Raw genomic sequence first — 12,655 nt, 5'->3', positions numbered from 1 at the left:
CCCAGCGTTCAATGGCGCTCAACGGCGGCTGTCAATGAACGACACGAGCGATATCGACATGAGCGCGACCCGCGCTGAAGTCGCACGGCTTCGGCTGGAGCATCACGATCTGGAGACCGCGATCGACGCATTGCTGGCGGTCGGCGTCGCCGATCAGCTGCAGATTCAGCGGCTGAAAAAACGCAAGCTGCTGCTGCGCGACCGCATCGCCTATCTCGAAGACCAGCTCACGCCCGATATCATCGCTTAAGCTGGTTTCCTCTTCCGCCGCCCCGATCGCCGATTACCGTCCGGGCAGGAAGCCGAGCGCGCGGAGCAGCAGCGGCATGGTCAGGCCCTGGACCACAATCGAGAAACCGACCACTGCAAAGGTGGTGGCGACGATTTCGTCCCGTAGCGGCAGATCGTCGGAGAGCGACAGCGCCAGAGCGAGCGCAAGGGCGCCGCGCAACCCGCCCCACCACAGCACATGCTGCTCGCGCCACGAGATCTTCCATCGTGACGCGAAGAACAGCGAACTCAGCGGATAGACGGTGACGGCGCGCGCCGCCAGAACCGTCGCGATCGCCAGAGCCAGAGGCGTCGCTCCGACGGCGCCGAATGGAATCGCGGCGACATCCGCGCCAATCAGCAGAAACACCACTGAATTGGCGAGGAAGGCCGCGAAATCCCAGAAGGACAGAACGAATTCGCGTCCCTTGAGACTGATGTAGCCGCCTTCCTGCTCGCTCAAGAGGCCCAGATTGCCCATGACGAGGCCAGCCGTCACCGTCGCCAGCACGCCGGAGACATGGAAGTACTCAGCAACGAGGAAGGAGCCGAATGCGGCGATCGTCGTCAGCGCCGCTTCGATCAGATGTTCGGAGGTGCGCAGCGAGACGAGGATGGCGGCGCCGCCAAACAGCGCCCCGACGACGACTCCGCCCAGCACGATTTTCCCCAGAGTCAGTGCGGTGGCCACGGCGGTCTGATCCGCGCCGCCGCTGCGCGCATAGGCGAGCGCCATGACGAAGAGCACCGCCGCCGCGCCATCATTGAGCAAGCTTTCGCTTTCGACCAGGAGCCGCATACGGCCCTTGATCCTGTTGTCCTTGAACATCGCGATGATTGCGACCGGATCCGTGGCGGCGATCAGCGCGCCGAAAACGATCCCCGAAAATAAAGGCCATCCCAGCAGCGTGGTCATCGACGTGGCGACGAAAGCCGCGGACGCCAGCGTTCCAAGTCCGGCGAGCGCCAGCAAAGGCAGCGAGTCGCGAACCAGTTCGCGCCAGGACAGAGTCAGCGCCGCCTCAAACAGCAGCGGCGGCAAGATCAAATCGAAGATCAGATCATGCGTGAGATGCGGCGCGAAGTCGGCGCCCGACAACGCGACGACGGCGCCGACGATGACCAGCCCGACGGTATAGGGCAGTCTGATTTGTCGGGCGGCGATCGCCACGATCATCGCCACCGCCAGCACCGCGACCGCTTGCCTCAGGCTTTCGTCCATAATTCGTCCACGCCGATAGAGAGAATGCTGTGGAGTCTTAGCGCGGGCGCCGCACTCTCGCGAAGCGAAATCGGCCCCCGATCGACACAGATCGCGCGCTTGCCTATCGAGAAGCCATCGTCTATGCCGCATGGCTTCCCTTCGTAAAGGAATGCAGAGTGGGGAAGTCGAAACCGCCTGTCGCCGTCATCATGGGGTCGCAATCCGACTGGGCGACGATGCGCCACGCGGTGGAAACTCTCGCGGCGCTCGATATCGGCCACGACGCGCGCATCGTTTCGGCCCATCGCACGCCCGATCGACTGGCGGCGTTCGCGAAGGGCGCCGAATCGGAAGGCTTCCAGGTCATCATCGCCGGAGCCGGCGGCGCCGCGCATCTGCCGGGCATGACAGCCGCGATGACGCGGCTGCCGGTCCTCGGCGTGCCCGTCGAATCGGAAGCGCTGAAGGGCCTCGATTCGCTGCTCTCGATCGTGCAGATGCCGGGCGGCGTGCCTGTGGGAACCCTCGCCATCGGCAAGGCCGGGGCGATCAACGCCGCGCTGCTCGCCGCCGCAATTCTTGCCCTCGCCGACAAGGCGCTCGCCGCGCGACTCGCCGACTATCGCGCGCGTCAGACGGACAATGTAGCGGCGACGCCGCGCGACGGCGCTTGATGCTCGCGCCGGGCGCGACGATTGGCATTCTTGGCGGCGGCCAGCTCGCCCGCATGCTGGCGCTGGCGGGCGCGCGGCTCGGACTGAAGGCGCATGTCTTCTCTCCAGTGTCCGACGATCCGGCCTTCGACGTGTGCGCCGCCCGTACGCAAGCCGGCTTTGACGACGAAGCCGCTCTCGCCGCCTTCGCCGAATCTGTCGACGTCGTGACTTACGAATTCGAGAACGTGCCCGCCCGCACGGCGCACGTGCTCGAGGCGCATCGGCCGGTGCGGCCCAATCCGAAGGCGCTGGCGCTCACCCAGGACAGGCTCGTCGAAAAGCAGTTCGTGCAAAGCCTCGGAATCGCGACGGCCGACTTTGTCCCGGTTGACAACGCGGGCGCGCTTGCGCGCGCCGTCGCGCAGCTCGGCCGCAACTCGATCCTGAAGACGCGGCGCCTTGGCTACGACGGCAAAGGTCAGACTCAGTTGCGCGACGGCGGCGACCTCGCGGTCGCCTTTCGCACGCTTGGCGGCGCGGCATGCATTCTGGAGAGCGTCGTGCCGTTCGAGAAAGAAGTGTCGGTTGTCGCCGCGCGTGGATTGCACGGCGAATTTCGCGCCTATGACGTCTCGGAAAACCTCCACGAGCATCACATTCTGGCGATGACCTTGGCGCCCGCCGAGATCGCCGACGAAACGGCGACACAGGCGATCGACATCGCTCGGCGCCTCGCCGAGGCCGCCGATTACGTCGGCGTGATCGCGGTCGAATTGTTTGTCGTCCGCGATGGCGGCCGCGAAACCTTGATCGTGAATGAAATTGCGCCGCGCGTGCATAACTCCGGACATTGGACGCTCGACGGCGCGTTGACCTCGCAATTCGAGCAGCATATGCGCGCGGTCGCCGGCTGGCCGCTCGGCGCCACGCGCCGGCACGGTCGCCGCGTCGAGATGCGCAATCTGATTGGCGACGACGTCGACGCATGGCCGGAGCTGGCGCGTGAAGACGGCGCCTGTCTGCATCTTTACGGAAAAAAAGAGACGCGCGCGGGCCGCAAAATGGGTCATGTGACGCGCGTATTCAACGATTAGATCAGCCAGTCCCGGGCGCTCTCGAGGATGGCTGCGACTCCCGCGTGCTTGATTTTTCTCTGCGCGGTGATCGCATAGAATCGCTCAGTGACGCCGTCCAGCGTCGCGATATATCTGACGCCATATTGCTCCTCGACCTGAGCGCGAACGGCGGTCGGCGCCATGAAGACGCCGGCGCCCCCCGCCCCGAATGTCTTGAGCAGGGCGCTGTCCTCGACTTCCGCGACGATCTTCGGAAAGAGACTGTTGGCGTCCAGCCATTGGTCGAGCGAACGGCGCAACGCCGTGTTCGTCGTCGGCAGCAAGAGCGGCGCGCCGTCAAGGCAACGCGGGAAATTCTTCCGATAGCGCTGCTGCAGTTCGAGCGTCGCAAATGCAGCCACCCCGCATTCGCCGATCGGATGATTGTAGATCCGCGCATCCGCGGCGCCTGTCGCAGGCCAGTCTGAAAACACGAGATCGACTCCGTGCACTGGCAGTTCGGCCAGGAGGCGCTCGGTCTTATCCTCATGACAGACGACTTGATTATGCGCGGCGAGAGCGGGTTCGAGCAGACGATAGACGAGGAGTTTCGGCAGGGCGTTGGAGACGCCGACGCTCAGCCTGACGCTTACCGCCCCGGCGCGGTTCTTCAAGGCGCTGCCGAGTTCGCGGCCCAGCGAAAATATTTCGTCGGCGTAATTGAACACCGTGCGTCCGGTTTCGGTCATCACGAGATTGCGGCCTTCCTTGCGGAAGAGCTGCGCGCCGATCGACTCCTCCAGAACCGCGATCTGGCCGCTGATCGTCGGCTGCGCCAATCCGAGCTTTTCGCTGGCGCGGGTGACGCCGCCCTCCCGGGCGACGTTCCAGAAGTAGAACAGATGCTGATAGTTGAGACGGTCCATGGTTCCATAGCTTTTATCGATGTAACTAATTTATATATCCTTATTTTCAATATCAATCCCCTGCGCCATCTTTGATGACGTCAGCGTCGCGGCGGCGCTCGACGAAAAGGAGAACAGGCAATGGCGCATCGCTCCGCACTCATCGCGCTGGCCTTGGCCGGTGCGCTGGCGTCGCCCGGATTCGCCAACGGGCGCGAATTCATCGACGGCGCTCCTGGACACTGCCTGCTCTGCGACCTTTTTAGCCAATTGAGCAAGCGCAACGCAGATGCGGATTGCCGACCGCCGACGGCCGACGACCTGGGCGCATCGGAGCAGGCGGATGAAGGAATCGGCGGCCTGAATTGAGGCGGCCGCCAGAGACGCTCGGGCTGTTTTCATGCGGTTGGAGCGCGACTTCACCGGCGCGATCTCACGCTAAGCAATAGGAGTTCAAGGTGCAGCGGTTAATCGAAGGCCTACACCACTTCCAGTCGCAGGTGTTCGGTAGCCAGCGCGAATTATTCGAACGCCTGGCCCAAGGCCAGGCGCCGGAGACGCTGTTCATCACCTGCGCCGATTCGCGTATTGACCCATGCCTGCTCACCCAGTCGGCGCCTGGAGACCTTTTCATCCTGCGCAACGCCGGCAATCTCGTGCCGCCCTACGGCGCCGTACGCGGCGGCGAAGCGGCGACAATCGAATTCGCGATCGCCGGCCTTGGCGTCAAGGACATCATCGTCTGCGGCCATTCGCATTGCGGGGCGATGAAGGGCCTGCTCGATCCGCCGCCGGCCACAGCCTTTCCCGCGCTGAGCGACTGGCTGTCGCACGCCGAAGCCACACGGCGCATCATGCACGAAAAATACGCGGACAGAACCGGGGCAGAACAGCTCAACGTCGCCATCCAGGAGAATGTGCTCGCGCAACTCGAAAACCTGCGCACGCATCCTGTCGTCGCCTCCGCTCTCGCGCAAGACAAACTGAGGCTGCATGGCTGGGTCTACAAGATCGAGACAGGCGAAGTCTTTGTTTATGACCCCGCGACGCGCCAGTTCGCGCGCGCGCCGACGCCGTCGGAAGCGCCTGCGCGCGAAGAGAAAGAACGCGTCAGCGTCGAGGTTTGACCTCGCGCCGCTTCCGCGAACCTGTACCATTAAAGGATGCGAAAATGTCTTTAGAACTTGATGTCGCGCCTTCTCGTCTCTCGAGGATTAAAGACGACGTCTTCGCTTCCATCGTCGTGCTGCTCGTCGCCCTTCCCTTGTCGATGGGTCTCGCGCTCGTCGCCGGCTTTCCCTTCGAGAACGCCGCCGCCGTCGGCCTCATCAGCGGCGTCATCGGCGGCATCGTCGTCGGCATGCTTTCGGGCTGTCCTCTGCAAGTGAGCGGCGCGGCGAATGGCGCGGCAGTGATGGCCGCCGTGTTCATTAAGGACCTCGGCTTCGAGGTCTTCGGGCTCATCGTGATAATGTCGGGCGTGATTCAGATTGCGGCCGGCGCCCTGCGCTTCGGACCGGTGTTCCGGGCGGTCGCGCCCGCGCTGATTCAGGGCATGCTCGCCGGAATCGGCTTGCTGATTTTCGCGTCGCAATTTCATGTAATGGTCGACGATACGCCGCCCGGGACGGGACAGGAGTTTGGCGGCGTCATCAATCTCTGGTCGCTGCCGCTTGCCGTCTGGAAGGGCGTGACGATGGAGGCGCACCAATCCGCCGCCGTAATCGGGCTGCTCACCGTCGCCGTTATTCTCTCGTGGCGCCGCTGGGCGCCGAGATGGCTGTCCTTTCTCCCCGCCCCGCTTATCGGCGTAGGCCTGGCGACGGCGGTCGCGGCGTTCTTCGCCCTCGACATCAAATATGTCCCGGCGCCGGACGATCTTTTGGCTGCGGTGAATTTGCCGACAACTCACACCCTTGGCAGGATCGGCGACGGCGCGCTGTGGGCGGCGGCGCTGTCGCTCGCGTTCGTTTCGAGCGCGGAATCGCTTTTGACGGCGACCGCCGTCGACGCGATGCAGCGACGCACGCCGCGAACCCGCTACAACAGGGAGCTGGTGGCGCAGGGCGTCGGCAATTTCCTTTGCGGAATTCTTGGCGTGCTGCCCATATCGGGCGTCATCGTGCGCAGTTCGGCCAATGTCACGGCGGGGGGGCGCACGAGACTTTCGACCGTGCTGCACGGCCTGTGGATTCTGCTGTTCATCACCCTCGCGCCTGACGTGCTCCGCATCATCCCCGTGGCGAGCCTCGCGGCAGTGCTGGTCTACGCGGGGATCAATCTGATCAATCTCGGATTCGCGCGCTTTCTCTGGGGTCAGGACCGTATCGAGACCGGCATCTACGCGGCGACGTTCGCGACGGTGGTCGCGACCGACGTATTGACCGGCATTGCGGTTGGCGTCGGTCTGGCGGTCGCGCGCTTGCTCTACACCTTCTCGCATCTCAACATCCGCAGGGAGCAGATCAACGGCATGACCGTGATCCACCTAGAGGGCGCCGCGACTTTCATACGGCTGCCGCAACTCGCCGCCGCTTTCGAAGCCCTGCCGCGGGGCGCGCGTCTCCATGTGCATCTCAACGAGCTGAAGTATATCGATCACGCCTGTCTCGATCTGCTCGCGAGCTGGGACGAGCAACTTCGCAGCGACGGCGGCGAACTGGTGCTCGATTGGGATGCGCTGCACGGCCTGTTCCGGGAGCGGGCGCGTCCCACGCCAACATCAGTCGCGGCCTGATCTACCATCTCTGTGGTTTGACTGGCGTGAGAGGAGTCGCTCCAATGCGCTGGGTGCTCGATTTCCACGGAGACGGCGGTGTCAGCGGCGACAATTCACAGGACGAGGCGGGTCGCCGTTTGCGGCGGGTCCTTGCTGGGAATTTTCGCGACGGCCGGCCCAGCGGCGGCCGTCGACGAAGATTTCAGGATCTGGGAAAACGTCACGACCATCGCCAAGCTCGGCTCGATTGATCCGAGTCTGGAAAAATGGCGGCTGTGGCTGGAAAGCCAGGGGCGCTTTCGGAACGATGGCGCTACCGCCGATCAGGCGCTCGGCCGCGCCGGCGTCGGCTATGCGCTATCCGACAAGGCCAGCCTGTGGCTCGGCTACGCGCATATCGCGACCTTTCCGCAAGACGCCAAAACGCAACATGAAAATCGGATCTGGCAACAGGTCCTGCTGACCGACAAGGCCGCCTTCGGCGACCTGACAAGCCGCACGCGCCTTGAGCAACGCTTCATTCAGAACGTGAACCCCGTCGAATGGCGCCTGCGCCAATTTGTGCGCTTTTCGCATCCGCTCTGGGAAAACGCCCCGTTGAGCGCCGTGCTCTGGGATGAGGTGTTTGTGCGGCTGAATTCAACGACGCCTGCAACGCGATTTGGCTTCGATCAAAATCGCGGCTTCGCCGGCCTCGGCTATAGTTTCAGCGAGAAGGCGCGCGTGGAGATCGGCTACATGAACCAGCTCATCCAATCGCGCGTCGTCTCGCGGCGAGAGCAGCGGTTCGATCACCGGATGAATCATATTCTCTCGGTGAGCATGTTCCTCAATCTGTAGCCCGCCGTCAGCGCGCGACGCCTTTTAGGCGAACTCCATGATCACGGCGTCGACAGCAAGACTGTCGCCGGCCTTCGCCAGGATCTTCTTGACGGTCACGTCGCGCTCGGCGCGCAGCACGTTCTCCATCTTCATGGCTTCGACCATGCACAAGGCTTCCCCGGCCTTGACCTCCTGACCTTCGGTCACGTCGACGGTCTTCACCAGGCCGGGCATCGGACACAAAAGGTGCTTGGAGGCGCCGGCGTCCTTCTTCTTCGGCATGAAGGCGACAAGTTCCGCCTCGCGCTTGGTATAGACGCGCGCCGTGACGTCGACCCCCTGATGCGACAGCGCATAGCCGTTGAGGATGGGCCGCGCCTGCACATAGACCGTGCGGCCGTCGACATCCCCTTCGAGCACGAGTTCGCCCGGACGCCACTGGGTCGAAACGCGATGGGCGCGCTGATCGCCGTCGGCGAAACGCACGATGAGCGCTTCGCCCTGCGCCTCGACGCTGACGTCGAATCTCTGATCGCCGAGCATGCACACGCGTTCGCGCTCGAATTCGACCGGCCGTCCGCCGCGCAACTGCCCGGAGATCTTGCGTTTACGCTCATTGCCGATGTGGTCCATGAGCGTCGCGATCGCGGCAAGCGTGTGCGCCAGATCTCCGCGAGGCTCGGGCGAAGAAAATCCTTCCGGATATTCTTCACTGATAAAGCCGGTCGAGAGATTGCCTGAGCGCCAGCGCGGACTCTGCATGAGCGACGACAGAAACGGAATGTTGTGCCGGATTCCGTCGATCACGAAGCGATCGAGGGCGTCGGCCTGCGCCACGATCGCCCGAAGGCGGTCCGGCGCATGCGTCACCAGCTTGGCGATCATCGGATCATAGTGGATCGAGATTTCGCGGCCTTCGGTGACGCCAGTGTCATTGCGCACGGTGACGCCGCCTTCACGCTTCTCTTCCGGCGGCCGGTATTTGACCAGTCGTCCGACCGAAGGCAGGAAGTTGCGCGTGGGGTCCTCGGCATAAATACGGCTCTCGACCGCCCAGCCGTTGATCTTGACGTTTTCCTGCTTGAGTTGCAGCGGCTCGCCGGCCGCGACGCGGATCATCTGCTCGACAAGATCGATGCCGGTGATGAGTTCCGTCACCGGATGCTCGACCTGCAGGCGCGTGTTCATTTCAAGGAAGTAGAAGCTCTTGTCCTGACCGGCGACGAATTCGACCGTGCCCGCCGAATCATAGTTCACGGCCTTGGCGAGCGCGATGGCCTGCGCGCCCATTTCGCGACGAGTCTTCTCGTCCAGCAGCGGCGACGGCGCTTCTTCAATCACCTTTTGATTGCGGCGCTGAATGGAGCACTCGCGCTCGTTCAGGTGGATGACATTGCCGTGCTTGTCGCCGAGCACCTGAATTTCGATGTGGCGCGGATTGACGATGAATTTTTCGACGAAGACGCGGTCGTCGCCGAAGGAAGACGCCGCCTCCGAACGCGCGCGCGTGAAACCTTCGATCACTTCGGCGTCGGTGAAAGCGACGCGCATGCCCTTGCCGCCGCCGCCAGCCGACGCTTTCAGCATCACCGGATAGCCGATGTCCCTGGCGATCGTAACGGCCTCTTCGGCGTTCTCGATGACGCCAAGGTAGCCGGGCACGACGCTGACATTGGCGGCGGAGGCGAATTTCTTCGACTCGATCTTGTCGCCCATCGCCTCGATGGCGCGAATATTTGGGCCGATGAAAACGATGTTCGCCTCTGCGAGCGCATTGGCGAAGGCGGCGCGCTCGGACAGAAAGCCATAGCCGGGATGCACCGCCTCGGCGCCGGTTTCCTTACAGGCGGCGACGATCTTATCGATCAGCAGATAAGACTGGGCGGCGGGGGGCGGGCCGAGACGGACGGCCTCGTCGGCCATTTCGACATGCAACGCGTCGGCGTCGGCGTCGGAATAGACGGCGACGGTTGAAAGTCCCATGCGCTTCGCCGTCTTAATGATGCGACAAGCGATCTCGCCTCGATTGGCGATTAGAATTTTACGAAACATGCGCGCCCCAGTGCCCCAATCCCTCAACTAATTGGCGCCGGACGCTCAGAAAACGCGGCCGACGCCTTCAGCGTTTAGCGCTTGGCGTCGCTCTCGTCGTCAGGCCGTCGCTCCTGAACGGCGTCGACGATTCCGAAATTCCGCGCCTCTTCCGCCGACATGAAATGATCGCGGTCAAGCGTGCGCTCGATCGTCTCATAATCCTTGCCCGTGTGACGGACATAGATGTCGTTGAGGCGCTTTTTGACTTTCAGAATGTCTTCCGCGTGGCGCTGGATGTCCGACGCCTGACCCTGAAAACCGCCGGACGGCTGATGAAGCATGATGCGCGCGTTGGGGAGCGCATAACGCAGACCGTCGGCGCCCGCGGCCAGCAGAAGCGAGCCCATCGACGCCGCCTGCCCGACGCAAAGCGTCGAGACCTTCGGCTTGATGAATTGAATCGTGTCGTAGATGGCGAGGCCGGAGGTCACCACGCCGCCCGGCGAATTGATGTAGAGCGAGATTTCCTTTTTGGGATTCTCGGACTCCAGAAACAACAGCTGCGCGATGATCACCGACGCCATGTGATCTTCGATCGGCCCGGTGATGAAAATGATGCGCTCGCGCAGCAGGCGGGAATAGATGTCGAAACCGCGCTCGCCGCGCGAAGTGTTCTCTATCACCTGTGGGATGAGATATTGGCTGTAGTTTTCGATTGGGTCGCGCATCGCGTATCGCCTCTGTGGTCCGGCGGAGGCTGATGCGCCTGCGCCGTGAACTCTTGACCCGTCATATATCTGCGCCCGCGCCGGACGCAAAGACTCGATTGCGGCCGTCACGCCACGATTTCCGCAGCGCGCCGTGCGCATGAGCCTGAGATCCCGGATTTCCTCGCGGAGCGCCGCCGCCTGCGGGGAAGACAGCCGGACGACCGACTATTCCTCGTCTTCCCTGAACAGCTCTTCGCGGGAGACGGTCTTGTCGGCGATCTTGATCAGCTTGGAGAGGTGGTCGACGACGCGCTCCTCGTAGATCGGGGCGCGGAGCTGGGCGAGGGCCTGCTCATTGTTGCGGTAATAGTCCCAAACCGCCTTCTCCTGGCCTGGGAACATGCGCGCCCGCTCGACCAAAGCGTCAGTCAGATCCTTTTCGTCCACCTTCACTTCGGCGCTTTTTCCGATCTCCGCCAGTACGAGCCCCAACCGCACGCGTCGTTCGGCGATCTTGCGGAACTCGGCCTTCGTCTCTTCCTCCGTCTTGCCGTCTTCGGCGACGGATTGGCCTGCCCGCTGGCTTTCCTGCTCGTGCTGGCCCCAGATATTGGCGAATTCCTGCGCGACAAGGCTCTCGGGCAGCTCAAAGGAATAGCGTCTGTCGAGCGCGTCGAGGAGCGCGCGCTTCATCTTTTCGCGCGACGCCTTGTCGAAATCGGCTTCAAGATTGCCGCGAACGGCGGTCTTCATCGCTTCGAGCGACTCGAAGCCGTATTTCTTGGCGAGCTCCTCGTCGAGCCCGAGCGTCTTTGGCGCCGCAACGGACTTCACCGTCACGTCGAACTCGGCATCCTTCCCGGCGAGCTGCTTGGCCGCATAGTCCTCGGGGAACCGGACCTTGACGACCGGCTGGTCGCCGGCGGCGGCGCCCTCGAGCTGCTCCTCGAAACCGGGGATGAAGGTTCCCGCGCCCAGCACCAGATCGACGTCCCCGCCCGCGCCGCCCTCAAAGGGCTCGCCGTCGAGCTTGCCGGTGAAATCAATCGTCAGTCGGTCGCCCTTCTCCGCCTTGCCCCCTTCGGGCCTGGCCTCGAATTCCTGAGCACGATCGGCGAGAGATTGCAGCGCCTTCTCGATATCGTCATCCGCCACTTCGGCGACGGGACGCTCCAGGGAGATGTCGTCGAAGGCGCCGATGTCGAACTTCGGCAGCGTTTCGAACGTGACGACATAGGAGAAATCGCCTTCTGCCGTTAGCGCGCGCTCGACTTCCTCCTGCCCGCCGGGGAAATCGATCTTCGGCTCGAGCGCGATTCGCAGCTCGTTTTCCTCGACGATCTTGCGGTTGGCGTCATTGACCGCCTCCTGCAGCACGTCGCTCATGATGCTCTTTCCGTAGAGCTTCTTGAGATGGCCGATCGGCGCCTTGCCGGGACGAAATCCCTTGATCTGACTCTTCGCCTGGATCTCGGTGAGCTGGGCGGCGAGCTTGGCGGCGAGTTCGCCGGCCGGCAGGACCACCTTGTATTCCTGCTTCAAGCCCTCCGAGGAGGTCTGCGTTACTTGCATCTCGATTAGCCTTCTTGATGACTGCGACGTCGCCGGCGCGCGACGACGATTATGCGACTGCCACGGTAGGCGGCTCTGGTGCGGGCGGAGGGAGTCGAACCCCCACGACTTTCGTCACCGGAACCTAAATCCGGCGCGTCTACCAGTTCCGCCACGCCCGCGATCGGCGGTAGGGCCGCCTCAATTCCCTGCCCGTGAACCGGGATCGCTTGAGATGAAATCGAACCGTTCGACTCCCTCTCAAACGATCCTGTTCCCCCGAAAAGGCGCAGTCCCTTGCGCGTCTGAAGGCGCGCCAAGGCGCTCCCAAGCGCGAACTCGATTCGTCGGGCGTCGCTCTATAGCATGGACGCGGCGCGATGCCAGCCGCCGCTGGCTATTGTGGTGCCACGCGGTGATCCGCCCCCTCGAGGCCGCGGATCAGCGTAATGACCTTTTCATGACCCTGGGGATCGCGCCATTTGGCGTTGCAGAGCGTCGGACCGCAGACGACTTCCGGAAACTTATATAGGGGCTTGCCGCGGGCGGTTTTCAGCCCGTAGCCGACGTTGGGCTTCCAGCCGCCGGCGATCAGCGACTGGCGATAGTCGGAATAGCCTTGCGAAGCCTGCGCCCACGCGGCGAGCGGCAGTAACCCGCACGCGCTGCAGAAGCCTAAAATAGCGGCAGTCTTCTTCATGCGCGCAGCGCTCATGTCTCTAGCCTCCT

13 protein-coding genes and 1 tRNA gene are annotated in these 12,655 nt (G+C 63.2%); 7 read left to right on the top strand and 7 right to left on the bottom strand.

The genetic code is table 11. The features are described 5' to 3' along the window. Nucleotides 1-34 precede the first annotated feature (34 nt). Nucleotides 35-250 carry a YdcH family protein gene (locus A3OO_RS0109770; protein ID WP_018407660.1) on the top strand — a complete coding sequence of 72 codons (216 nt, stop codon included), beginning with the start codon at nt 35-37 and terminating at the stop codon, nt 248-250. Nucleotides 251-283: 33 nt separating this feature from the next. Here A3OO_RS0109770 and A3OO_RS0109765 read toward each other — a convergent pair whose 3' ends face one another. Continuing rightward, nucleotides 284-1,492 (bottom strand): cation:proton antiporter, encoded by a 1,209-nt coding sequence (locus A3OO_RS0109765; RefSeq protein ID WP_018407659.1) that lies wholly within the window; start codon nt 1,490-1,492, stop codon nt 284-286. Nucleotides 1,493-1,683: 191 nt separating this feature from the next. Between A3OO_RS0109765 and purE the strand changes: the two genes are divergently transcribed. Both purE and A3OO_RS0109755 read left to right on the top strand, forming a co-directional pair. After that, nucleotides 1,684-2,148, top strand: coding sequence for a 5-(carboxyamino)imidazole ribonucleotide mutase (purE, locus tag A3OO_RS0109760; protein ID WP_018407658.1), 465 nt, complete (start codon nt 1,684-1,686; stop codon nt 2,146-2,148). Then, the gene (locus tag A3OO_RS0109755) at nt 2,148-3,224 is read left to right on the top strand and encodes a 5-(carboxyamino)imidazole ribonucleotide synthase (RefSeq protein WP_018407657.1); all 1,077 of its coding nucleotides are present in this window, start codon (nt 2,148-2,150) and stop codon (nt 3,222-3,224) included. The genes purE and A3OO_RS0109755 overlap by 1 nt, the downstream gene beginning before the upstream one ends. Here A3OO_RS0109755 and nhaR read toward each other — a convergent pair. Continuing rightward, on the bottom strand, nt 3,221-4,111 hold the full coding sequence (nhaR, locus tag A3OO_RS0109750) for a transcriptional activator NhaR (protein WP_018407656.1): 891 nt from the start codon (nt 4,109-4,111) through the stop codon (nt 3,221-3,223). The two genes, A3OO_RS0109755 and nhaR, sit on opposite strands and share 4 nt — an antisense overlap. Before the next feature lie 120 nt (nt 4,112-4,231). On the opposite strand from nhaR, the gene A3OO_RS0109745 reads away from it, so the two are divergent. The 4 genes from A3OO_RS0109745 to A3OO_RS0109730 all read left to right on the top strand — a co-directional run bounded on the left by A3OO_RS0109745 (nt 4,232) and on the right by A3OO_RS0109730 (nt 7,649). Beyond that, nucleotides 4,232-4,459 (top strand): hypothetical protein, encoded by a 228-nt coding sequence (locus tag A3OO_RS0109745; protein WP_018407655.1) that lies wholly within the window; start codon nt 4,232-4,234, stop codon nt 4,457-4,459. Between the two features lie 89 nt (nt 4,460-4,548). Continuing rightward, on the top strand, nt 4,549-5,217 hold the full coding sequence (locus A3OO_RS0109740) for a carbonic anhydrase (RefSeq protein ID WP_026222858.1): 669 nt from the start codon (nt 4,549-4,551) through the stop codon (nt 5,215-5,217). A gap of 44 nt (nt 5,218-5,261) precedes the next feature. After that, the gene (locus A3OO_RS0109735) at nt 5,262-6,827 is read left to right on the top strand and encodes a SulP family inorganic anion transporter (protein WP_018407653.1); all 1,566 of its coding nucleotides are present in this window, start codon (nt 5,262-5,264) and stop codon (nt 6,825-6,827) included. Between the two features lie 132 nt (nt 6,828-6,959). Further along, entirely contained in the window at nt 6,960-7,649 is a 690-nt protein-coding gene (locus A3OO_RS0109730) for a DUF2490 domain-containing protein (RefSeq protein WP_018407652.1), read from the top strand. Nucleotides 7,650-7,673: 24 nt separating this feature from the next. Here the strand turns inward: A3OO_RS0109730 and A3OO_RS0109725 are convergent, their stop codons facing one another. The 5 genes from A3OO_RS0109725 to A3OO_RS0109705 form a co-directional block, all read right to left on the bottom strand. Beyond that, entirely contained in the window at nt 7,674-9,683 is a 2,010-nt protein-coding gene (locus tag A3OO_RS0109725) for an acetyl-CoA carboxylase biotin carboxylase subunit (RefSeq protein WP_018407651.1), read from the bottom strand. Nucleotides 9,684-9,757: 74 nt separating this feature from the next. Beyond that, on the bottom strand, nt 9,758-10,393 hold the full coding sequence (locus A3OO_RS0109720) for an ATP-dependent Clp protease proteolytic subunit (protein ID WP_018407650.1): 636 nt from the start codon (nt 10,391-10,393) through the stop codon (nt 9,758-9,760). A gap of 207 nt (nt 10,394-10,600) precedes the next feature. Further along, the gene (gene tig, locus A3OO_RS0109715; protein WP_018407649.1) at nt 10,601-11,947 is read right to left on the bottom strand and encodes a trigger factor; all 1,347 of its coding nucleotides are present in this window, start codon (nt 11,945-11,947) and stop codon (nt 10,601-10,603) included. Nucleotides 11,948-12,023: 76 nt separating this feature from the next. After that, nucleotides 12,024-12,108: transfer RNA gene (locus A3OO_RS0109710), tRNA-Leu, on the bottom strand. Between the two features lie 215 nt (nt 12,109-12,323). Continuing rightward, nucleotides 12,324-12,641 (bottom strand): hypothetical protein, encoded by a 318-nt coding sequence (locus A3OO_RS0109705; protein WP_018407648.1) that lies wholly within the window; start codon nt 12,639-12,641, stop codon nt 12,324-12,326. Between the last annotated feature and the right edge of the window lie 14 nt (nt 12,642-12,655).

The sequence above is a fragment of the Methylocystis rosea SV97 genome (genome assembly GCF_000372845.1).
In the GTDB taxonomy this organism is placed as follows: domain Bacteria; phylum Pseudomonadota; class Alphaproteobacteria; order Rhizobiales; family Beijerinckiaceae; genus Methylocystis; species Methylocystis rosea.
Note: the sequence above shows the minus strand (reverse complement) of the source record. Positions and strands in the feature narration are given on the sequence as shown.